Origin of the sequence: Bacteroides sp. AM07-18, from assembly GCF_003602695.1 — a bacterium.
GTDB classification, from domain to species: domain Bacteria; phylum Bacteroidota; class Bacteroidia; order Bacteroidales; family Bacteroidaceae; genus Bacteroides; species Bacteroides uniformis.
Map to the genome: position 1 here is coordinate 452,842 of NZ_QTLM01000001.1, position 22,677 is coordinate 475,518.

Genomic DNA, 22,677 nt, shown 5'->3' on the forward strand with positions numbered 1-22,677 from the left:
TGTGTGCTCTAATTGATTGTATATATTGAAAGGAACATGCTGGACCTCAGCTTTTATGCGGCTGAGGTTTTGTCGGAGACAAGAGTGCGTTGTTGAACGTGCGATGGAAATATGTGTTTAACCAAATTATTAGTTATGAAAAAAGAGTTTTGTATGGTAATTGCATTTGCTATGGCTTTAGCCGGGTTATTTATGCTTATGTTTATGTCATTTGATTAGTGAATGTCTGTTTGTTGACTGTTTTATAGAAGGGGCAGCTTATTCAGCTGTCTTGTTCCATTTCCCAAGAATTAAGTAATCCATATTGTGTAATTATTCCCCATGTGTGGTACTCAGTTCCACATATTTCCACACATAATTATTCCTTCTTGTTTTTATAATATGCTGATGTATAATGTATTATGTACTGATGTACATCATGGCATATCGTTTGTCCTATAGTTAATACAAAAACTATATTTATTTACTTAAAACTTACGATTATGAAAAAAGTATTGGTAGCATTAGCAATGGTTATGGGATTAGGCAGTTCAGTAGCATTTGCTTACGTGGTTTCTGGAACACAGTCTGTAGAGCAAACTCAGCAAAATCCTCAGGATGAGTTCACAAAAGTGGAAGTAAAAGACTTGCCTCAGGCAGTTATGAATGTCTTGGCTAAGGACTATGAGGGGGCTGTAATAAAGGAGGCTTTCATTTCCGAGAAAGAAACCGGTAAGATTTATAAGGTTGTGTTGACCATCACCAAGGAAAATCAATCCACTGAAGAAGTAACGGTACTTCTGAATGAAAAAGGAGAAACTGTAGAATGAATGGAAACTCTGTAGTGGTTCGGCATCCATCTACAGAGATGATTCGAGATGCTTTTATGTCTATCTCGTTAATGCGAAAGGGGCGGCTGAATAGTCGCTCTTTTTGTTTATATTGTAATAATAGTTCGTTTCTTTTTCGTCAGAAATTCCTATTATAGAGGGTTGTTTTATACAAAATAATGTTTATATTTGTATTCTAATCCCTATTGTATTATGAATGACAAACAACAACTTCTAATTGATTGTATTTCCCTTCTTCCCGTTATAGGCATTCTGGTTTTGATAACTGTTGCCAATGACCAGCTTGTTACTATGGTTGCTGCCTATGTGCTTTGCGGAGAACTCTTATGTGTATTGGTTAGCAGGATATTAAATTTGTACTATATTGATGTGGCTTTTGTTTGGTTGGGTGGGATTATGCTTTGGTTGTGGTATTGGTTCTGGTTGGAGTCAAGCCATGTAGTGATGGAGATTGTGGAAAAGGCAGTTGAATGAATCGCTCCTCTTTCAGTAAAAATCCCCGTAGCGGCTCAACTACGGGGATGGTGTCAAATAACAGAGTATCAATATGAGATACTAAGTGAGCCTATTCCATTACAGATAAATCATCGTCAACTTCATACTGATTACAGCCAAAAGCCGCACACATTAAAATAAAACGTTCTTTTATACCTAATCCGGTATATCTGTCTACAGCTCCGCTGCCTTTTGCATGAAGTCCTGCTGCGTATTTATCTATCTGAACTTTATTCATTAAATCTACATGAGTTTTACGGGCAAGTTTACTGCTTGCAATCTCATATATGGATTTGTACTCATTTGTTCCCAATGCCGCACTAAACATTGCCACTTTCCGGCTAATCTCACAGTATTCAAGTAGTTTTTTTATTTGATAATTGTACCCGGTTTCACCATTGCCATCAGGATAATAGGGTAACAAAGCATTGCTTGGTAGCCTACCTTTATACTTCATAATAATATTATAAGCAATACGAATGATGGGAGTTTTTATCTCAGTGCGTATAAGTCCATCCTTGTGCGTTTTTTGAGGTAAATAATGAATGTAAGGTATTCCTTCTTCAATGCTGATATTATCAAAAGTGAATCGTCTGAAATCACCTATACGGCAACCGAAACAACATTGAACAACGAATACATCTTTTACTCGCTGCAATGTTTCGGGACATTCTTTGTGGACTACTTCATTGAATTCTGTTTTGGTGAGAAAGAAAGGCTCGTCATATTGTTGCTTCATAATGGACTCTTTTTCTTTTCCTATCTTCCGGAAAGGAGATACGGGAATAACATCATTACTTTCAAGCTCCACCATAAATGCTTGTAATAATAATAGTTTCTCAGCAATTGTATTCTGGCTTCTTTCCTTTGATGGTATATTCCGCTTATTCATTTCTGCGTACAGTTCTGGAAATTTTTCAACCAGAGTGTATTCTTTGCGTAGAAAATCACGAAAATTTAGAATATGTTCCTTATTGAATTCATTGACCGGCAACCCGTCAATGCCATTGATAATGAGGAATCGAGTCAGTTCCCTTATCACTACATCGTAATGTTTCTTTCTGCCAGGACCTATTACACCTGCATTTAGCCATCCGTCAACATAGCGTTGGAACATACTACACATGGATTCCTCTTCACTGCTGATGTTATATTTTTCAGGATGTAAGTGCTGGTCTATTAAGATTTCCAGTTTTTCACTGGTTAATTCTTTGTTGCTCCCATAAATGGATAAAATTAGATTCTTCCGTTCTTCAATAGATGTATTAAATGATGTTCTTATGTCTAACTTTATAATACTTTTAGCCTTATATTTTTCAGTCTTGGCATCCCAAAGAGTAGGAGAGACCATAATATCTGATTTGTGGAATAACTGTACATTGCGTCCATCAGATAATCGAAATCTGATATTTACCTCTTTATCTTTCTTCCCAGTTCTTATAAATGCTTTTACTGTAGTCATATATTCTCTGTTATATCGGTTGTGCAAATATACATAAATTGCACAACTCAGTTCAAATATTGCACAACATAATGCAATGGCATGCAATATAATATTTTTATATTACTCTGATTTTTAATATAATGTTATATGTATTGGTTTTATAGTATTTTACATTCCGAATCGCAACGGAATCACAAGGAAAAAACCGCAAATGGCTAATAAAAAGCTTTTGCGGTTTTCTTGTTTTAGAATTAGAAAATGTCCGCATTTTGTCAGCATAGGTTGTAATGGGAAACAAATTGGAGTATTTGGTTTACATTGCAGGCAAGATTTATTTGCGATACCTGGAGAAAAAATTATCAATCCAACGGACTAGATATACTATAATAACTCCGGCTATGACCATACTGATAATACGTACCAACATAATTTATAGAATTAAAGATTTGTTTTTATAGAATAATAATGTGCAAAGATAATTGATTGGTGGAGAAACAAAAACTCTGGAAAGGATATAAAGATAGGAATTAACGCATATTTTCACGGATATAATCTTCTATTGTAAAATCACTCTTATATCTAGATATTTCCGGATTCTTCTCTACAGTCGTAATGCAACGTTTTTCTTTACCAAGTACCAACCGGTTTAGGAAGCTCAGGATGTCATGACGATTATCCTTCATAGGAGAATAGGATAGGGAATGTCCTATACCTTCCGCTATATAGAAATAGTATGCTGTCTCTTTTTCTTTCAGTTGCATACAGATAAAGTTTGAGCCCCATAGCCCCATTTCCTCTACTACTGCCTTAGTAAAAGGAACCGTGCTGTCGGCATCACCATGGAACAACATAAGAGGACAAGGGGACATTATCCATTTTGGAATACCATTGGCACAGATTACTCCAGAAAAGGAAATGACCCCTGCATAATTGAAATTGGCAGGTAATCTGTCCGCAAAAGCCGTTTGATTGCAAATCTCATACTCTGCTTGAAGGGCAGTTATCGCACCTGCACTCGAACCGCAAGCTATAATTTGTGCAGGATTTATTTGCCATTCTACACTATGCTCAATTATATAATTTGTAGCATCACCAAAATCTTCTACAGCACAAGTGATTGCTTGTTGCAGGGCAGAAGAGAATCCTTGCAAGTCCGAATACTCCGATTTATCTATATCCTTTAATTGGGTACGGTAATCTGTTGATACTACCACATAGCCGGCTCGTGCCCAAAAATGAAAATAAGAAATGTAATCGGGATTATCTCTTCTCCCGCCTTTGAAACCTCCCCCAAATGCAAAAAGAATGACGGGCTTTGATTGTGTCCCTTGTATTTGATCAATCATTACATACTTGTCCAGTTTCAGAGTATCAGCCTTTTTGATGGCAAAAGTATATGTTTGCTTGTCAATATGCTGTGCATGCACAACAGTAGCTATACTCAATAATGAGCATGCCATCAAGATAAAAATAAAGCGTTTTCCCATATTCAGTTTATTCTATTAATGCTGCGTGGATTATCTGACCTACAAAGATAGAATAAAACTATAACTAAAAAGGGGAAAGATGACATTTAGACATAAAAAAAGGCTATCTATCCCAGACAGCCAATCTTTTTTATTAACCTTAAATCTAATACTATGAAAAACACAGTACAAAGATACGTACTTGCAGGAGATATCCAAATTTTAGCGGGTAATCAGCGGATATTATAACATGGTTTAGTAGAATATTATTTCCGTTAACTATTAACATAAATAATATTCAATTTAACAGAAGAAGGAATTAATATTCCTCATCAGTGATTGCAAACTTTAGTCATGTCCACTGTAAATCCACCATTGGCGGGTATAAATTTTCCTTTTCTTTTAAGAAATTCTATCAGGGTATCTACATCCATATTGTTGGCAGAGCAGGTGAAAAAACGCTGCTGCTCGCCGAATTTTTGGATAATGGCTTCTCTCAATGATAACTCAGTATAACTATTACCTTCCATCATGTGAAGGACTTCATGTGCATGTAATTGTTCCATAATCTTTTTTTGTGGCAAAGATAATATGATATTCTAAGTATAAGTGTAACATATGTGACAAAGTCCAACACACATATCCGGATATTTGCTTTTACGTAAAATAACACTTGTTACGACTATGCTAAAAACCTCAAAAAAAGTAAAAAGGTTTTGCTTCTATACCATTGTAAACTAACTTTGGGAATCAACTTTTAAATGAATTAAAGCATATGAAAAAATTAATCTTATCTATTGCACTATGTTGTGCAGCTACGAATTTCTTTGCGCAGAATGCTGACCCTGCCCAGTTGGTCAACGATGGTAAGGCTGCTCTTGAAGCTAAAAATTACCAGGAAGCTTACACAAAATTTAGTACTTATCTGACACAAACAAACAACCAAGATTCCGTAATTGCATATAACTGTGGCGTTTGTGCCGATAAGATAAAGAAACCTGCCGAAGCTTTGAAGTATTTTGATATTGCTGTACAGAAAAAGTATAACCTGGCAAATGCTTATATAGGTAAAGCCGGTGCTTTGAAAGATTTGAAGAAAAATGATGAGTATGTTGCCACTTTAAAGGAAGGGCTGGAAGCAAATCCCGGTAATAAGACATTGACTAAATTGTATGCCACTTATTACGTAAATCAAGGTATCATGGCGCAGAAAGCCAAAAAGATGGATGCAGCCGAAGAAGCATTTAAACAAGCCATAGCTATCCAAGCAGATAATGTAAATGCACTTAACAGTCTGGGTTCTTTGTATTATAGTAAGGGTGCCAATACCATGAAAACAGATGTAGAAAAAGCAAAAGTTGAATTCAAGGAAGCCAAAGAATATTTGGATAAACTTATTCCATTGCTCTCTGCGGACAAACCAGCTCAAAAGAAGATGATGGATAATGCAAAAACGATGTTGAACTTCATCGACAGTCAAGTGAAATAAAAGACTCATATATAAAAAAGAGGCAGATATCAATTCAGATATTTGCCTCTTTTTTTGTGTTATGAAATGACTATTTAGTTCTTCTCAGTACAACAGCTGTACGTGCCGGTATGTAAAGCTTCAGCCACTCCTTCTTGTCTTTTTTGTAAAGCGGGTCGTGAATGGTAAAATGTTTGATGGTATCATCCGTCAAACCATTACCGCCATAATCTGGATTATCTGTATTCAAAATAACTTCATAAGTTCCGGCAGGAACCAAGAAACCGTAATCAGTAAAAGACTGCTTAGGGTTGAAGTTGAATACAAAAATCAAGTCCTTGCGCATATAGGCCAATACCTGGTCACCGTCATTATGCCATATTTCTTGGACCGGAGTAGCCTGGAAGTTCTTTATGCTTTTTACAACTCCCAACATGGCAGCATCAAAGTCACCCATATAATGATATGCCAGATTCTTGTTGTCCACCAAATTCCATTGGCGGCGGGCATATTTACAAGACCAACCGTTACCTTCACGGGGGAAGTCAATCCATTCCGGATGTCCGAATTCATTGCCCATAAAGTTAAGATAACCGCCATTGATAGTAGTCGCAGTCAGTAAACGTATCATTTTATGGAGAGAAATGCCTCGATTTACGGTATAGTTCTCGTCTCCTTTCTGCATGTGCCAGTACATATCCGCATCAATCAAGCGGAAAATGATGGTTTTATCGCCCACCAAAGCTTGGTCATGGCTTTCCGCATAGGAGATGGTCTTTTCATCTTTGCGGCGGTTGGTCACTTCCCAGAACATGCTGGATGGCTTCCAGTCTTCATCTATTTTCTCCTTGATTGTCTTAATCCAATAATCGGGAATATTCATGGCCATACGGTAATCAAATCCGTAGCCGCCATCTTCATATTTTGCCGCCAGTCCGGGCATTCCCGATACTTCTTCGGCAATGGTGATGGCTTTGGCATTGACCTGATGGATAAGCCGGTTGGCAAGTGTCAGATAACAAATGGCATTGTCGTCTTGATGTCCGTTGAAGTAATCTCCATAATTACAGAATGCTTCTCCCAAACCATGACTATAATATAACATGGAGGTTACTCCGTCAAAGCGGAAGCCGTCGAAATGATATTCTTCCAGCCAGAATTTACAGTTAGACAGCAGGAAGTGAATAACTTCGTTCTTGCCGTAATCAAAGCAAAGCGAATCCCAAGCCGGATGTTCCCGACGTCCACCGGGATAGAAATATTGATTAGGATCACCGGCAAAGTTACCCAAGCCTTCGACTTCATTCTTCACAGCGTGTGAATGGACAATATCCATGATAACGGCAATCCCCATGCTATGGGCTGTATCAATCAGTTCTTTCAGTTCTTCCGGAGTACCAAAACGGGAAGAAGCGGCAAAGAAACTGGAAACATGGTATCCGAAGCTACCATAATAGGGATGTTCCTGGATAGCCATAATCTGTATGCAGTTGTAGCCTTCTTTGGCGATACGTGGAAGAATCTTTTCCTGAAATTCCTTATAGCTACCGACCTTTTCCTCCTGCTGAGACATACCGATATGGCATTCATATATCAATAAAGGATCTGTAGATGGCTTGAAAACCCGCTTTTTCATTTTATAGGGTTTCTCCGGAGCCCAAACCTGGGCACTGAATATTTTAGTCTGTTCGTCTTGTACGACACGTGTAGCCCATGCAGGAATGCGTTCACCGCAACCACCGTCCCAATGTACCATCAGCTTGTACAAGTCACCGTGTTTCACGGCATCAGCAGGAAGCTTGATTTCCCAATTACCGTTTGCTTTACGCTTCAAGCTATATTTTTTTTCTTCTTTCCAATCGTTAAAAGTTCCGACCATAAAGATTTGGGTTGCGTTAGGCGCCCATTCACGGAAAACCCAACCATCGTCAGTACGATGCAGGCCGAAATAGAGGTATCCGGATGCAAAATCAGACAAGGTTAGTTTTCCTTTGTTGGTCAATTCCGATTCTTTGTCTATGGCATGTTGATGACGTCCGTTGATGGCATCGGCAAAAGGTTCCAGCCATGGGTCATTCTTGATTAAATTCAATGTTTCCATAAAGAGGATGAGTTTTGGATATTTGATAAATTTACGCTTTAACTTTCACAATTATTTTTTTTACACCGTCAGGGGTAATACCCGGAGCATGCCCGTCCTGAGGGAAAAAGATAGCAAACATTCCGGGCTTCACTGCAATATAGTCCTCCGCCAGTCCTTCAAAAAAAGTGATGTCTTTTTCCGCATTGTAAGGAGCATCAACCGGAAGGCAGTCTTGGGCGGCGGTATAACCCATTATCTCCGTACCGGACAAGGGTATTTGAATGTCAATATAGTCTTTATGGGTTTCCAGTTTGGCATTTTCTTTTTCTTTTGGGTTTGTCTGCGCCACGTTGACCAGCAAGTCCTTTCCTTTCAGTTCGGTCTTGCCGATTTCCAAAGAGTGCAAGTCATGTGATTTTAAAAAATCAATGGCCTGCTCAAATAGAGGATGCAGCAAAGTATATTTTTCTATGTTTTCAAGTCTGTCTATAACCATAATTCAAATGTTTTAAGTTAGTTATATAGGTAAATTATTCAAAGTCGTCTATGGTGTAATTCACAAAATCAGAAAAACGCTTCATCTGCTTGAAGATGTCGTCCGTACGATCCAAAAAGTCTGGAGCAAGAAAGAAGCTGTCCGGCTGGCAGCAGGCAACCGTATACTCTTTACACTGAAGGTATTTCAGATAGGGATAGTCCTTTGGAAATCCTTTTGGAGCTGTTTTTAGAAAATTCTCTCCGATGACGGGAAAGTATTGCTTGAAAGCAGGATCTTCCACTATACTGCGAAATTCATCTATATTGTCGTATACCGCTTGTCGCAGAGCTCTTAACAAGGGCGGGGGAGGACAATAACTTCCACCGGCCAACAAGCAGTTTCCCGGTTCCAGATGCACGTAATAGCCACAATGGTCGGATTTCTTTCCTTTCGCATTGATATATCCTCCCAGATGTGTCTTGTAGGGAGTTTTATCTTCGGAAAAGCGTGTATCACGATAAATACGGTATGTACAGTCCTTTGCTTCTATACCACGGATGCTTTCATCAAATAAAGAGATACGGGAGATAATTACTGTAAGCAAGTTTTCAAACTCGCTGCGGGCGACTTCATACTGTTCCCGGTGAGAATTGAACCATTCACGATTGTTGTTTGCAGACAGTTCTTTCAAAAATTGAAATATAACAGGGATATTCATATCATATTCTTTCCTTATTATCTGCCAAATTTACGGATAATATTTCTAACATGCTACAAAGAAGGGTAAAAAAAAGCATCGGCTCTGGTAAACCGATGCTCCTTACACATTTATCAATCAAACAGACGCTTCTGTTTTTGATGTACTTACTTATCACAAGCGGGTACGTCTCTTTTAATTAATCTTATATCTAATACTATGAAAAACACATTTATATAACACAACAAATTGGAATTTTGTTCATGCAGATGAGGATAACTTTAGCATAAAAAAATGGGTGGGTCATTTTATTCTGCATCCGGTTTGCACTATCTTTGCAAGAAAATATGTAGAATATGGCCGAATATAAATTTGATGAAGATAGCGTTAAAGCGCTGATAGATTGGGCAAAGAGCACATCTTTCCCTCAAAGTGTAACATTGTCTGATGCTGAGAACATAGTGGATGTGAAACGTTTTGTGCAAGCTAACCTGAGTGACATAGATGCACATTATCCTGATGATTTTTATAATCCTGCCATCACGCGGCTATATCGGCTGAAGGAATATATGGAAGAGAACAAATAAAGACTTGGCACTGATTATGCGGAAAACCACGAAGCGATTAAGAAATCCGTGTTGTTCTGCATAATCAGTGCCAAATCTAATAAATCACCAGAGTTGTGACTCCGTTATAGCTTTATCTTAAGTATCTTTCCTCCATATCCTTCGACGGCCACATTAGTAGCCTTGTAGGGAAGCAGACTTATGTTTTCTTCTTTTCCGCTGAGCAGCTCCGTAGCTTTGTACTGGTCCATCTGCGGTATTTGCAGGAAGTCAAAAGCATGAGAAGGAATATTTATGGCAAGGTCTGCCGAGATATGGTCGAAGTTCACGACGAACAGCAGCAGGTCTCTCTCAAATTTGCGCAGGAATGTATATTGCTTATGTTCATTAAAGCGCCATCCGTTGACATTGGCATACATCAAATCGAAGAAAGCCCCCTGAGAGATGGCCTTTTCTTCATTGCAAAGAGTCAGTAGCCGTTTATAAATGCTGTATAGGTGTTTCTGGTCCTCCGTCAGCATCTTGCCGTCGAACTTGCCGCCATTGCGCCAACGACGGATGGTATCTACACTCCAATAGTCAAAGATGGTTGTACGTCCGTCCCGGCCGCTGAAACCTTCACTATCCATGCCCAGCTCACCAAACTCCTGACCGAAATAAATCATCATCGGATTGGTGTTCATGCAGGCTGACACAATGAGTGCCGGAATCGCCTTGCGTGGGTTACTGGCAAAAAAGTCGGAAGCGATACGTTGCTCGTCATGGTTTTCCAGAAAGTTCAGCATGCGTTTTTCTATACCTCCCAGACTTTGCCAAGAGCGGGTGATGGCAGTTGCCGATTCATACCCGCAAGTAACAGCCCGCAAGGTATCATAAAGTCCTACTTTGTCGTATAAATAATCAAACTTGCCACGGAACAAGTAATTCTTGTATTCTCCCGGGTTATAGACTTCGGCTATAAACAGCAGGGAGGGATATTGCTCCTTTACCTGCGGGATTGCCCATTCCCAGAACTCTACGGGAACCATTTCGGCCATATCGCAACGGAAACCGTCTATATTCTTTCCCGCCCAGAACAGCATGATATCCAGCATCTTGGTCCATGTGTCGGGAATGGGGTCGAAATGGCAAGTCCCGCCGTTCTGATAATCCACTCCATAATTCAACTTTATAGTTTCGTACCAATCGGTGATGTTTGGATAAGCGTCAAAACGGTTGTTTCCGGTAGCTTTTGCCGGAAATTCCCTATAAGATTCGGCGGCTGTACCTTTCATGTCAAATTGGCCATGCAGTTCCGATTTCGGGATATAATAGAAGTTATTATATGGGCTGAACGCATAGTTGGTGTCATCGTTTGAACCCAGTTGTGAAGTGCCATCCGGCTGGGCATCCGAGTGATATTGACGGGCTACGTGGTTGGGAACAAAATCTATGATGACCTTCAGACCGCTACGGTGAGTACGCTGCACCAGATTCTCAAACTCTCTCATACGCTCCGGTACGTCCTTGGCGAGATCCGGATCGACATCATAATAGTCCTTGATGGCATAGGGAGACCCGGCTTTACCTTTCACAATGGCCGGATGGTCGGGTTGGATATTGTGACGGCGGTAGTCAGTTTGCGTAGCATGCTCGATGATGCCCGTGTACCATATATGTGTAGCGCCAAGCTTCTTGATTTCTCCCAACGCCTTGGCTGTAAAGTCAGCCATCTTGCCGCATCCATTTTCGGTGATGCTGCCATTATTGATGCAGTGGTTATTGTTGTTTCCGAATAGTCGGGTGAACACTTGATAAATAATCAATTTGTTTTCGTCGTTCATTTCTTTGTTTTCTATGTTATAGAATGGTTGTTTTATTCTTTCCAAATGCTGCCTTTGTCTATGAGCAGACGTTCCAATATATCATTGGTCGTATTATATCCCTGCATGAATATCTCCTCCGCCTTTTCCAGCTCTGTATTGCTGTATCCCTCCAAGTTATAAGGTTCTATCAGCAAATCAGCCTTCTCGCGTTCAGGAAAAGAGTTGGAGCGGAACATAAAGTTATAGGAACGTAAGGCAATGCTCACAATGTTCATTTTATACTTGGTCGCCATCAGAGGGCTGACATTCACGGCAATCACTTTTTCGCATATACGGCGGAGGGTAGAGACCGGCAGGTTCATCAGCAGACCTCCATCCACGTAATGTGTACCGTCTATATTGACCGGAGCAAACAATACCGGCATGCAACACGAAGCAGCTATGCGTTCGGCGATGTCACCCTTATGGAAATGTACCAAACGTCCATGGTCCAGATCAGTAGCTGTAATAATCAGAGGAATTTGCAGTTCTTCCAGTTTTTTGGATTTCAAATTGCTTTTCAGGAAATCGATGAATTCTCCCAATTCAAACAATCCGACTTTGGGAATCACCAGTTTGGTCAGGTCCTGAAACTTGTGCCCGGCAAAGTAGTCAAGAACTTTATGCGGTTCATTGCCGTCGGCGTAGAATACCCCGGCCAAGGCTCCGGCGCTGACTCCGGAAAGTATATTGGGCTTTATGTCATGTTCCAATAAGGATTGCATGGCACCCAAATGGGCAAAGCCTTTGATGAAACCGCCGCTTAAGGCAAAACCTATTGGATATTTTTTAGTGAACCAGTTGTTCGTTACTACTTCCATGTTGAAAATATGATATATTGTTCGGCACGAAATTAATGATTTTATTGTAGGGAGAAAGGAAAATAGCGGAAAAAAGTTCAAAGTATTAAGAGAAAAGTCTTCTCTATTAAGGAGAAAGTTTTTCTTAGTTAGGGAAAAAGTTTTTATCAGTTAAGAAAAAACTTTGTTTATGGTTTGCGGATGTCTATCCCAAGCCTTGGGATAGACATCCGCAAACTGGGGATATGTATCCGCAGTTTGCGAACAAAGTTTTAGGATTAAGGGATACTGTTTGAGAATATACGCTTAATTTTTTGCGATTGCTTTCAGCAGTGCATATCCTCCGAACCACTGAATCAGCATGCCCGGAATCCCCATACGGAAATCTTGCACAGCCAGAAAGAAATTACCGCACAACGCCCATTCAAAGACCGTACCGATAATTTGATAGGAGAGGACTACACCCAGCAATGCCAATAAAGAGATATTCTTGGCATAGCGTGCAGCAAGAGCGGCGGTTCCGGCCAGCAGACCGGACTTTATAAGTATGGCCGGCAACACGGCTGCTGCAGGCATGGCAAAAAGCAGATGATTGATGACCGGAGACAAGAGAGCCGTCAGCAGACCTACCTTGAAACCATATTTATAAGCAGCTATCAGTGTAAAGAAATAGATGGGAAGCAACGTCGGACCGCCTGCTGGGACCAGATGGCAGAGTTGCGGCAAGGCGATGTTTCCTGCCACGAACAGCAGGACGAATAGATAGGTCTTTACGTTGCCGAAAGGCAAAGAATAAAGTTTTGCAGATGTTTCCATTTGTATAATATTATAGTTGATAAATCTATTTTTAGTATGACTGTTTAAAACTGAAAAGGTTTAATCAAATCTTCACCAATTCATATTCCATGGTTCCCAATCCTATTTTCTCGGCATGGCGCAATCCGGCAAGCCAGTCCGTGTCGGGGTGCATCAAGTGGAACTTGTCGCATCCACACAAGTCGTCGTGCTCGTGTGCCGTGGCAAGGCAATTGTTACCGTGCAGTATCGGGGCTTGGATGACCATATCTGCACATGCCTTGTCCAGTGCAACCGGGTCTGCCGAAGCCAGAATGCCGAGGTCGGGCACGATGGCGGCATCGTTGTGGTTCCAGCAGTCGCATTCGGGAGATACGTTCATGATGAAGCTGATGTGGAAATGGGGCTTGCCCATAACGACAGCGAGGGCATATTCCGCAATCTTGTAGTTCAGGCGCTCGGAGGTATCTTCGGCTCCCATCACGGCACCGTCGTGCTGGCAGAGGGCTACGCACTGTCCGCAACCTACGCATTTGGTGTAGTCTATTTCTGCCTTGCGGCTGGTATTGAGGTGCACAGCGTCGTGTGCGCAGTGCTTCACGCAGATGTTGCAGCCTATGCAGCTTTCTACGTCAATCTTGGGTTGCGAGGCGCAGTGCAGTTCCAGCTTTCCGCCTACACTGGCACATCCCATGCCCAGATTCTTCAAAGCACCGCCGAAGCCGGCTTGTTCGTGTCCCTTGAAGTGGTTCATACTGATTACAATATCGGCGTCGGCTATCGCTGTACCGATTTTGGGTGCCGGACAATATTCTCCGTTCAGAGGGATTTCGCGGTAGTCCGTTCCCTTCAGTCCGTCGCCGATGATGACCTGGCACTGGGCCGAAATGGGGTTGAACCCATTCTCCATCGCGCTTTGCAAGTGGTCTACGGCATTGGCGCGACGACCGGAATACAGTGTGTTGCAGTCCGTCAGGAAAGGTTTGGCTCCCAGGCTGCGGAGCAGGGTTGCCATTCGAGCTGCATAATTGGGACGCAAGTATGCCAGATTGCCGGGTTCGCCGAAATGGATTTTGATGGCAGCAAAGCTATCCTTCAAAGGGAGTTGCTCGATGCCTGCCCGTTTCAGCAAGCGTTCCATTTTATCCAAAAGATTGGATGTAGGGGAGGTACGCAAATCAGAGTAGTATACTTTTGCTTTTTCCATGTGTTTTACCTGTTTATAGTGATAGTATCTGCAAAAATAACGGATTATTTCCATATTAATAGGTATATGGCTAAAAAAAGTAGGGAAATCCCTTTTGACAAATAGGGGGATAATAAGAGGTCTATCCATGTTTCTGCCTACCTTTGTGGCAACTAAAAACTCGATAAGATGAAAACAATCAGACTAATTATTGCGGGACTGGTAATGACGATGGGATTCAGCAGTTGTTCCAGTTTGTTTTATGATGCTAAGGTAGATGTGTTGAACAGTATCCAGAAGGGGATGAGCAGGCAGGAGGTCACCAAGATATTGGGAACTCCAGAGTATCGCCGCTTCGACCGGGATATAGAAGAATGGGAATATTCCAGAGTGCTGTCCGGTAAAAGTAATATCACCCGAACTCAGATTGTCGTGACTTTTGAAGGTGGGAGAGTCGTTGCAATGGACTCATTCTCCGGAGAGCCACGTACGTTGCCGGTTGTTCCCAGTGAAGTAGTGATAGATTCTCCAGCTCCGGTTTATGTCAGGGGGATGCACCCCGAAGACTTCCGGCATTTTTATGAAAAAGTGAAGTCCCGCCCTTTCAAGGATGATCAAATCGAAATGATGAGAACTGTTGCCCGAAACAACAGTCTGAACTGTGTGCAATGTGCCAGTTTGATGGCACTATATACTTTTGATGACGACAAGATGAAAGTCCTCAGAATATTCGCTCCCAATATCGTAGATCCGGAAAACTACGAAGCGATTTTAGACGTCATTGATTCACTGTTTAAGAAAGACGATGCCAAGAAAATTCTGGGCATACGCTATTAAGAAGCAGACATGTCGAAACGCATTGTCCGTTGGTGCCAAACACATGATGTATCGGAGGCTGACAGATAATGCGTTTAAGGTAAACAGATAATGCGTTTCGACGAGCTCTTATTCCGATAAAGGAAAGTGCCATAACGGACCGTTCCCGTGCCCTATATTCATGTCTTTCCCCCGGTTTATCGCAGTACCGATATACTCTTTAGCCTTGCAGACCGCTTCATCGAGTTTGTTGCCACCGGCAAGAAATGTAGCTATGGCAGAGGAAAGGGTACACCCTGTGCCGTGCAGGTTACGGCTCTCTATTTTGGGGTTGGAATAGAGGATGCATCCGGATGGCAGGATGTCAGCCCCGGCAGAAGGTTGCCGGCAATAAAGCACGTCGCACATGTCATTATCCTCTAGATGTCCGCCTTTGACGAGAATAGCGGTGTTGTATCTGCAGGATAATTCCTGTGCCGCTTGTCGCATCTCCACAGTACCGGTAATGGTTTGCCCCCAAAGCAGGCTTGCTTCATTCAGGTTGGGAGTAATGAGGGTGCATAGCGGAAACAGTTCCGTCTTAATGACTTGTATGGTTTCTTCGGTCATCAGTCGCCGTCCGCTGGTCGATATCATGACGGGGTCATAGACTATACACTCCGGAGTATAAGTCTGAAGACAATCGACAATGGTGGTCACAATACCGGCATCATGTACCATACCTATCTTGACGGCATCCGGCCTTAAATCATCCATAACAGAGGTGATTTGTGCCTTAACCATATCCGCAGGTATCGGATAAACCGATTGTACTCCCAGTGTGTTTTGTGCAGTAACAGCCGTGATGACGGAAGCGGCATAACCTCCCAAAGCGGAAATGGTCTTTATGTCTGCTTGTATGCCTGCACCGCCCGAACAGTCGGAACCGGCAATGGAAAGGATAATAGGGGGAAGCATGAAATAATTAAAAATTAGAAATTAAAAATTAAAGGGGGGAGGAGAGCTGTTTCAGGTGGAGGAAGTGGGGGATGAAATCTTCCTTCGCTTGCTGCCAGATGTCTCCTAGCAGGACGGCACCTCCGAAACCTAAAACGGCTATTTCCGGAAGATGCTCCAGGCTGATGCCACCCAATGCCATGACGTTGGAATCGATGATACCTGCTTGCTGTGCTTTCTTCAAGGTATCGCAGGAGTAAGCGGAAGAGTAGCCTTCTTTGGATATACTGTCATAAATGGGACTGAGGAACACATAGCTACAATCTGATTTATGTTTCAACACTTCTTCAAGAGAGTGGCAGGAACAACTGATGTGTCCCTTATATCCGAACGGTATCTGCGGATTGCGCCCGTTCAGATGAATTCCTTTCAGACCGAAAACGGATGCCAGCTGGAATTGCTCATGCGTGACAATGCGTGGCATATATTCCATCGGCAACTGCCGCAGGAAATACTCCATCTCTTCTGCCGAAGCTCCCGGCTTGCGCAGATGGAGTATTTCCAAACCGTTTTGGAATAAGGAGGTAACTGCCGCTGCTTCTCCTTCAAAGAATTGCGGCGTGGTAATGACTATCAGTTTCATATCTTTATGGATGTTTGTCTATAATGAGAGAATATACGACTGCATGGTTCTTAAATCAATCGTCCATAGCTTTCCTGCCAAGGGTTCACCGTAGCCGCAAATCAGTTTCAACACTTCATTGGCTTCTACGCTACCCACAATGGCAGGGGTTACGCCGATAACCGATTTGTCCGGAGATGGCATGAGCAGTGTCCCTTCTTCATCCGGATAGAGGTCACGATAGTTTTTTGCACCCTCACCGTAGCAGAAGACGGACACTTGGCCTTCAAAGCCTTGAATGGCACCATAAACGTAGGGCTTGCCCCAAGCGTTGCATACGTCATTCAGCAAGTAGCGGGTAGCGAAGTTATCGCATCCGTCTACCACTATATCGTAGTTCCTTATCAGTTCTCCGGCATTCTTCTTGTCCAGACGGAAGGGGTATACTTCCACGTTTACATCGCTGTTCAAACCCTGCACTCTACGGGCGCCACATAGAGGTTTAGGCTGCCCAAGGTCAGCTTCAGCATACAGAACCTGACGTTGAAGATTACTGATGCTGACCTGGTCATCGTCCACCAATCCCAGCGTTCCGACTCCTGCTCCCGCCAGATAGAGGGCAATGGGAGAACCTAATCCTCCCACACCGACTATCAACACCTTGGCATTACGCAGTTTCTCTTGTCCGGCTTCGCCTATTTCGGGAAGGGACGTTTGTCTGGCATATCGGTTCATTTGTTCATTGTTATTAAGGTTCTGTATTCGGTCACTCATCTCTTGAAAGCCTTCAAATCAAAACTCGCATCCCAATCTTTCCACACCGGTTCGCGCCCCAGGCGTTTCAACGCTTTGTCCACTTCCACAGCCTTGCGCTCGTCGCTGACATGAAACTGTTCCAGCGTTTGCGGATAGCTGTAATATCCTCCCGGCTCGGTCTTGCTTTCGGCGCTCATGGTTGTCACACCGAGTGTTGCCATATGGTCGCGTATATCGGCAGGCTCGCGGGTGGAGTAGGAGATGTCCACATCATGATCAAAGATACGCATGGCAAAAGTGACTTGTGCCAGTTCGCGGTCGCTCATGATGACATTGGGCTGGAAGCCGCCATTCTCCGAAGGACGCATACGGGGGAAGTTGACGCTGTATTTCGTCTGCCAATAATGTTTTTGGAGATAGCGCAGGTGATAAGCCATCATGGTGATGTCTGTTCGCCATTCTTTCTCCAGACCGATGAGCACTCCCATGCCGATGGAGTGGACGCCTGCCTGCCCCATGCGGTCGAAACCGTTGACACGCCATTCAAATTTGGACTTCATGCCGCGGGGGTGGTAGATGTTGTAATTCGCTTTGTGATAGGTTTCCTGAAAACAAATCACACCGTTCATGCCGTGCTCTTTCAGCTCTGCATACTCTTCCGCCTTTAAGGGCATCACTTCTATTTTCAGATTGCTGAAGTAGGGTTTTGCCAGGTCCAGTGCGCGGGCTATGTAGGGCACGCCTGCTTTGGCCGGATTTTCTCCCGTCACCAACAGCAAATTCTCGAAAGGTGCCAGCTTCTTGATGGCCTTGTACTCGTTCACGATTTCTTCTTCCGTCAGTATGGTACGCGGCATGGGGTTGCTGATGTGGAAACCGCAATACACGCAAGAGTTGGTGCAGGAATTCGTGATGTAAAGAGGCACGAACATGGAGATGGTCTTCCCGAATCGTGCCTCGGTGTATTTCTTGCTCAACCGTGCCATCGTCTCCAGATAGGGGGTGGCAGCGGGTGAGATGAGGGCCATGAAGTCCTCTACATTACAATGTTCTTTGGAGAGGGCACGGCGCACATCCGCATCTGTCTTGGCATGGATGCGTGCCGTGGTTTCCTCCCAGGATATATGTTCTAATTCGTCTGAAAACATAGTGCTCTATCAATTCCCATTTATTTCTTTTTTAATTCTCTCGACAACCGCATCGCACAGAAATTCGGTCCGCACATCGTGCAATACTCCCCATCCACATGCTTCCCTGCATGGAAATAGCTGAACGCACGTTCCGGGTCGAGCGACAAGTCAAACTGGTCTTTCCAGCGGAATTCATAACGTGCTTTGCTCAGTGCATTGTCACGCACTTGTGCTCCGGGATGCCCTTTTGCCAGGTCGGCGGCATGGGCGGCTATCTTATAGGTGATGACACCTACACGCACATCCTCCTTATCGGGCAGCGCCAGATGCTCTTTGGGGGTGACATAACAGAGCATGGCCGTACCCAGCCAGCCTATCTGTGCCGCGCCGATGGCAGACGTAATATGGTCGTAACCCGGTGCGATGTCCGTCACGATGGGGCCGAGCGTATAGAAAGGCGCATCGTGGCATTTTTCTATCTGGCGCTCCATATTCTCCTTAATCTTGTGCATGGGCACGTGGCCGGGACCTTCGATGAAAGCCTGCACATTCTTGTCCCAAGCACGCAGCACAAGCTCGCCCATCGTGTCGAGTTCTGCAAACTGCGCTTCATCGTTGGCATCGTGCGTAGACCCCGGACGCAGCCCGTCTCCCAAAGAGATGGCAACGTCATACTGTGCCAGAATGTCGCAAATGTCATCAAAGTGTTCGTAAAGGAAACTCTCGCGGTCGTGCACCAGGCACCATTTGCTCATGATGCTGCCGCCACGGCTCACGATACCGCACAACCTTTTCTCGGCCAGATGCACATTATGGCGGCGTATACCGGCATGGATGGTGAAGTAGTCCACTCCCTGCTCGCATTGTTCAATCAAGGTGTCGCGATAGATTTCCCAGGTGAGGTCCTCCACCTTGCCGTTCACTTTCTCCAATGCCTGGTAGATGGGGACAGTACCTACCGGAACGGGACAGTTACGGATAATCCATTCGCGCGTTTCGTGGATATTCTCTCCGGTGGAGAGGTCCATCAGCGTGTCGCCGCCCCATTTACAGCTCCATAAAGCCTTTTCCACCTCTTCTTCAATGCCGGAAGTGGTGGCGGAGTTTCCGATATTGGTATTTATCTTCACCAGGAAGTTACGGCCTATAATCATCGGCTCTGCTTCGGGATGGTTGATGTTGGCAGGAAGCAGGGCGCGTCCGGCAGCAATCTCCCGGCGTACAAATTCCGGTGTGATGTGTGTCTCTATTCCCAGCTCCGCGCAGTTCATGTTCTCGCGAATCGCCACATACTCCATTTCAGGCGTGATGATACCTTGTTTGGCATAGTACATCTGTGTGCAGCATTTTCCTTGAAGGGCGCGGTAGGGCAGGGTGATATGCTCAAAGCGCAGAGAGTCGAGCGACCGGTCGTCGCGGCGCATGCGTCCGTACTCCGACGTTATTTCGGAAAGCTGCTCCACATCGCCGCGTTTCAGTATCCACGGCTCGCGCAGACGGGGCAGCCCTTTCTTCAAATCCACTTCGACGGCAGGGTCGCTGAACGGTCCGCTGGTATCATACACATACACTTCCGGATTCGGAGTAAGTACCTTTTCTCCATCAACGAAGTTCGTACTGGGCACTTGCTCCACCTTGCGCATAGCTACGCGCAATTCGGGAAACAAGGTGCCCGGCAAATATACTTTCTCGGAACGGGGGAATTTTATCTTCTGGTTCATTGCATTGTCAGTTTTATAGGTTCAAAAAAGCCGTCAGCGGTGAGCTGGCTTCCGCAACAAAATTATCTGCCTGTATGCCCAGACCTGCTTCGTATGCCATGCGTCCCGCCTCTACAGCCTGCTTGAACGCTACCGCCATGGTCACGGGGTCGCCCGCCACTGCAATGGCTGTATTCACCAGGCAAGCCGAAGCGCCCATTTCCATAGCCTCTGCCGCATGGCTCGGGGCACCGATACCGGCATCCACCACTACGGGGATATTGGCTTGCTCGATGATTATTCTCAGGAAATCCCTTGTCTGCAGTCCTTTGTTTGTGCCGATAGGAGCACCCAGCGGCATGACGGTGGCGGCACCGGCTTCTTCCAGCCTCTTGCACAGTGTGGGGTCGGCCTGGCAATAGGGCAGTACCACAAATCCTAGCTTGACCAGTTCTTCCGTGGCTTTCAGCGTCTCCACAGAATCCGGCAACAGATAGCGGGGGTCGGGGTGTATCTCCAGTTTCAGCCAGTTCGTGCCAAAAGCCTCACGTGCCATCTGTGCGGCAAAAACAGCTTCTTCGGCATTGCGCACGCCGGAGGTGTTGGGTAGAAGCTGGATGCCGGGATGCTGTATGTGTACCAGCATATCGTCTTCCTTGTTGTCCAGTTCAATGCGTTTCATGGCTACCGTCACCATTTCTGTGCCGGATGCCAGGATAGACTGCTCCATCACTTCATCGGAATTGAACTTTCCGGTTCCTAAAAACAGGCGGGAGTTGAACTCACGTCCCGCAATCACTAATTTTTCCATATCAGTCGTCATCTATTAATTCTTTATTTTTCATTCTCCATTAAAGAAATGATTCTTTTCATTTCATCTGCCGGACTATCGGCATGCAGTACCGTACCGGAAAGGGCAATCCCGCTTACCCCCGTCTGCATAACGGCTGGAATATCCGCTATGGTTATTCCACCGATGGCTACTATCGGAAGGTGTATATCCTTCTCCTGCATCCGGTGGATGATAGCTGTATATCCTTCCAGTCCCAATATCGGACTCAGATTCTTCTTGGTAGTGGTGTAGCGGAAGGGGCCGCAGCCTATGTAGTCGGCACCGGCTTTGTAGTGTTGCAGTACATCCTCAAAGGTATTTGCCGTGCCGCCTATAATGTACTCCGCGCCCAGAATCCGGCGTGCGTCGGCTATGGGCATGTCTTTCTTTCCAAGATGTACGCCGTCGGCATGCAGCTTCTTTGCCAGTTCCACATGGTCGTCAATGATGAAGGTGGCACCGTATTGCCGGCAAAGGGCCTGCACTTCCAAAGCTACGGGTTCTATCGTTTCCACCGGGGTGTCTTTCATGCGCAGTTGCACCCAGCGGCAACCGCCCTCAAGAGCCATGCGTGCAGCATCCAGATACGAATATCGTTCCGTATAGTGCGTGATGAACTGCATTCCTCCGTTTTTCAGTCTCTCGTCCTTCATCTTCCTCACCCTCCGCAAGCTGCTTTGATAATGATGATGGGCATGTATTCCCTCAGGATGCATTTTGTCCATTCCGTGCGAAGTACAATACGGTTGTCTACGGCCACGGCAATGCCTTGCATCGGTAGGGCAAGTTCCTCGATAAGTTGTGAAAGGGTAGTGGCGCCGGTTTTCACTTCCTTGTTGTTGACCAATACTTTCATTTTTCTGTTCATTAAGAAATAAAACAAATGGAAGTAAATACAAAGAAGCGTCTTTACGGCAAGTTCAGTGAAGAAAGAAATATCCAATTCCTACGGCAGTACTAACTGCATCAGGTTCGAGGGTATAATCTCAGCCCGTCGGGGCACCCCTTTGTCTTTACGGCAACAAAGGTAAGGGAAAATCGGAAATAAAAAACAAAAGAACGTACTTTTTATTTCAGTGATTACTTTTTGTTTACTCGCGCCCCTTTGTGGCACGTATCTTTTTCAGCGTATTCCGAACAGTGGTTCTGACTCCAGTTGAATAAAAATCAAGCTCTGCATTTTCCAGTATCAGTTGCAATTCCTGCAGCAGTTCCGGCTCCTTCCTGCAAAGCAGATAGGCTATTCTGATGGAAAGGGCTTGCACTCCTATGCTTTCTTGCGGAGATAGCATGTGGTCCAGGCAGTAATTCAGCAAATCGACGGAGATTGGAGTAGGGATGGGAATATTATACAGTATAGATAATAAGAGACGTTTGGAACCGTCGTGCGTGCAGTCTATCAGCCGTTGAATGATTTCATCGTACAGTAGGATGAACCAGCCGGGATGGATTTCGCTCAATTTCTCGCATACCCATATTGCCCGCCATGACACCGTCTGTTTTTCATCGTATGTCAATCGGTATATATCTTCAAAATACTCGGGGCAGAGGCATACCTCTTGTACCAGAGAGTCTATCGATAACTTATGAATAGGTACTGCCAAGGTATTTCTGAACTCCGTAATCTTTTCCATATATCCCATTTTGTTGTGAGTGGCAAATATAAAGGAAATGGCCTATTAAAACAAGAAAGGCTGTCTATTTGAAGAAAGACAGCCTTGAAAATATTCTAT

At 44.2% G+C, this 22,677-nt stretch carries 24 protein-coding genes and 1 riboswitch; of the genes, 5 read left to right on the forward strand and 19 right to left on the reverse strand.

The genetic code is table 11. The features are described 5' to 3' along the window. Positions 1 to 482: 482 nt before the first annotated feature. Complete coding sequence (locus DW096_RS02145; protein WP_008664637.1) at positions 483 to 809, forward strand: hypothetical protein; 327 nt, start codon at positions 483 to 485, stop codon at positions 807 to 809. 213 nt (positions 810 to 1,022) lie between these two features. Further along, the gene (locus tag DW096_RS02150; protein WP_061411824.1) at positions 1,023 to 1,304 is read left to right on the forward strand and encodes a hypothetical protein; all 282 of its coding nucleotides are present in this window, start codon (positions 1,023 to 1,025) and stop codon (positions 1,302 to 1,304) included. A 91-nt stretch (positions 1,305 to 1,395) separates the two neighbouring features. Here the strand turns inward: DW096_RS02150 and DW096_RS02155 are convergent, their stop codons facing one another. From DW096_RS02155 to DW096_RS02165, 3 genes are all read right to left on the reverse strand, one after another. Next, complete coding sequence (locus tag DW096_RS02155; RefSeq protein ID WP_005825581.1) at positions 1,396 to 2,787, reverse strand: hypothetical protein; 1,392 nt, start codon at positions 2,785 to 2,787, stop codon at positions 1,396 to 1,398. A 509-nt stretch (positions 2,788 to 3,296) separates the two neighbouring features. Further along, positions 3,297 to 4,256: a S9 family peptidase gene (locus DW096_RS02160; RefSeq protein ID WP_005825579.1), complete on the reverse strand. Its 960-nt coding sequence runs from the start codon at positions 4,254 to 4,256 to the stop codon at positions 3,297 to 3,299. A gap of 311 nt (positions 4,257 to 4,567) precedes the next feature. Continuing rightward, positions 4,568 to 4,801, reverse strand: coding sequence for a YecH family metal-binding protein (locus DW096_RS02165; protein ID WP_005825578.1), 234 nt, complete (start codon positions 4,799 to 4,801; stop codon positions 4,568 to 4,570). Positions 4,802 to 5,010: 209 nt separating this feature from the next. Between DW096_RS02165 and DW096_RS02170 the strand changes: the two genes are divergently transcribed. Continuing rightward, positions 5,011 to 5,724, forward strand: a complete 714-nt coding sequence (locus DW096_RS02170; RefSeq protein ID WP_005825577.1) for a hypothetical protein — start codon at positions 5,011 to 5,013, stop codon at positions 5,722 to 5,724. Between the two features lie 70 nt (positions 5,725 to 5,794). On the opposite strand, the gene DW096_RS02175 is transcribed toward DW096_RS02170, so the two are convergent. Genes DW096_RS02175 through DW096_RS02185 form a run of 3 tightly spaced genes read right to left on the reverse strand, consistent with a single transcriptional unit; the run spans position 5,795 to position 8,982 of the window. Further along, positions 5,795 to 7,804 (reverse strand): alpha amylase C-terminal domain-containing protein, encoded by a 2,010-nt coding sequence (locus DW096_RS02175; RefSeq protein ID WP_005825576.1) that lies wholly within the window; start codon positions 7,802 to 7,804, stop codon positions 5,795 to 5,797. Between the two features lie 31 nt (positions 7,805 to 7,835). Next, complete coding sequence (locus DW096_RS02180; protein ID WP_005825575.1) at positions 7,836 to 8,282, reverse strand: YhcH/YjgK/YiaL family protein; 447 nt, start codon at positions 8,280 to 8,282, stop codon at positions 7,836 to 7,838. A gap of 34 nt (positions 8,283 to 8,316) precedes the next feature. Beyond that, a complete protein-coding gene (locus DW096_RS02185) occupies positions 8,317 to 8,982 on the reverse strand; it encodes a DUF2461 domain-containing protein (RefSeq protein ID WP_005825574.1) in 666 nt (221 codons plus the stop codon). Between the two features lie 335 nt (positions 8,983 to 9,317). Here DW096_RS02185 and DW096_RS02190 point away from each other — a divergent pair, with 335 nt between their 5' ends. Then, a complete protein-coding gene (locus DW096_RS02190) occupies positions 9,318 to 9,548 on the forward strand; it encodes a hypothetical protein (protein WP_005825572.1) in 231 nt (76 codons plus the stop codon). Between the two features lie 104 nt (positions 9,549 to 9,652). On the opposite strand, the gene DW096_RS02195 is transcribed toward DW096_RS02190, so the two are convergent. From DW096_RS02195 to DW096_RS02210, 4 genes are all read right to left on the reverse strand, one after another. Beyond that, entirely contained in the window at positions 9,653 to 11,350 is a 1,698-nt protein-coding gene (locus DW096_RS02195; RefSeq protein WP_005837091.1) for an alpha-amylase family protein, read from the reverse strand. Positions 11,351 to 11,382: 32 nt separating this feature from the next. Then, entirely contained in the window at positions 11,383 to 12,192 is an 810-nt protein-coding gene (locus DW096_RS02200) for a patatin-like phospholipase family protein (protein WP_005837092.1), read from the reverse strand. A gap of 285 nt (positions 12,193 to 12,477) precedes the next feature. Continuing rightward, the gene (locus DW096_RS02205) at positions 12,478 to 12,987 is read right to left on the reverse strand and encodes a hypothetical protein (protein WP_005837093.1); all 510 of its coding nucleotides are present in this window, start codon (positions 12,985 to 12,987) and stop codon (positions 12,478 to 12,480) included. A gap of 64 nt (positions 12,988 to 13,051) precedes the next feature. Then, entirely contained in the window at positions 13,052 to 14,173 is a 1,122-nt protein-coding gene (locus DW096_RS02210; protein WP_005837094.1) for a DUF362 domain-containing protein, read from the reverse strand. A 168-nt stretch (positions 14,174 to 14,341) separates the two neighbouring features. On the opposite strand from DW096_RS02210, the gene DW096_RS02215 reads away from it, so the two are divergent. Then, positions 14,342 to 14,989, forward strand: coding sequence for a DUF4476 domain-containing protein (locus DW096_RS02215; protein ID WP_005837095.1), 648 nt, complete (start codon positions 14,342 to 14,344; stop codon positions 14,987 to 14,989). A gap of 108 nt (positions 14,990 to 15,097) precedes the next feature. On the opposite strand, the gene thiD is transcribed toward DW096_RS02215, so the two are convergent. The 9 genes from thiD to DW096_RS02260 all read right to left on the reverse strand — a co-directional run bounded on the left by thiD (position 15,098) and on the right by DW096_RS02260 (position 22,578). Then, the gene (thiD, locus tag DW096_RS02220) at positions 15,098 to 15,925 is read right to left on the reverse strand and encodes a bifunctional hydroxymethylpyrimidine kinase/phosphomethylpyrimidine kinase (RefSeq protein ID WP_005837097.1); all 828 of its coding nucleotides are present in this window, start codon (positions 15,923 to 15,925) and stop codon (positions 15,098 to 15,100) included. A 28-nt stretch (positions 15,926 to 15,953) separates the two neighbouring features. After that, positions 15,954 to 16,547 carry a thiamine phosphate synthase gene (locus DW096_RS02225; protein ID WP_005837099.1) on the reverse strand — a complete coding sequence of 198 codons (594 nt, stop codon included), beginning with the start codon at positions 16,545 to 16,547 and terminating at the stop codon, positions 15,954 to 15,956. An 18-nt stretch (positions 16,548 to 16,565) separates the two neighbouring features. Further along, positions 16,566 to 17,261: a HesA/MoeB/ThiF family protein gene (locus tag DW096_RS02230; protein WP_005837100.1), complete on the reverse strand. Its 696-nt coding sequence runs from the start codon at positions 17,259 to 17,261 to the stop codon at positions 16,566 to 16,568. Positions 17,262 to 17,296: 35 nt separating this feature from the next. Then, positions 17,297 to 18,430, reverse strand: a complete 1,134-nt coding sequence (gene thiH / locus DW096_RS02235; protein ID WP_005837101.1) for a 2-iminoacetate synthase ThiH — start codon at positions 18,428 to 18,430, stop codon at positions 17,297 to 17,299. 20 nt (positions 18,431 to 18,450) lie between these two features. After that, a complete protein-coding gene (thiC, locus tag DW096_RS02240) occupies positions 18,451 to 20,133 on the reverse strand; it encodes a phosphomethylpyrimidine synthase ThiC (RefSeq protein WP_005837102.1) in 1,683 nt (560 codons plus the stop codon). A gap of 13 nt (positions 20,134 to 20,146) precedes the next feature. Further along, positions 20,147 to 20,923, reverse strand: coding sequence for a thiazole synthase (locus tag DW096_RS02245; RefSeq protein WP_034523178.1), 777 nt, complete (start codon positions 20,921 to 20,923; stop codon positions 20,147 to 20,149). 23 nt (positions 20,924 to 20,946) lie between these two features. Next, positions 20,947 to 21,597: a thiamine phosphate synthase gene (locus DW096_RS02250; RefSeq protein WP_022402453.1), complete on the reverse strand. Its 651-nt coding sequence runs from the start codon at positions 21,595 to 21,597 to the stop codon at positions 20,947 to 20,949. A 5-nt stretch (positions 21,598 to 21,602) separates the two neighbouring features. Continuing rightward, positions 21,603 to 21,800: a sulfur carrier protein ThiS gene (gene thiS / locus DW096_RS02255; RefSeq protein ID WP_005837106.1), complete on the reverse strand. Its 198-nt coding sequence runs from the start codon at positions 21,798 to 21,800 to the stop codon at positions 21,603 to 21,605. A gap of 70 nt (positions 21,801 to 21,870) precedes the next feature. Further along, a riboswitch (TPP riboswitch) is annotated at positions 21,871 to 21,961 on the reverse strand. A gap of 74 nt (positions 21,962 to 22,035) precedes the next feature. Next, a complete protein-coding gene (locus tag DW096_RS02260; protein ID WP_165853727.1) occupies positions 22,036 to 22,578 on the reverse strand; it encodes a hypothetical protein in 543 nt (180 codons plus the stop codon). Between the last annotated feature and the right edge of the window lie 99 nt (positions 22,579 to 22,677).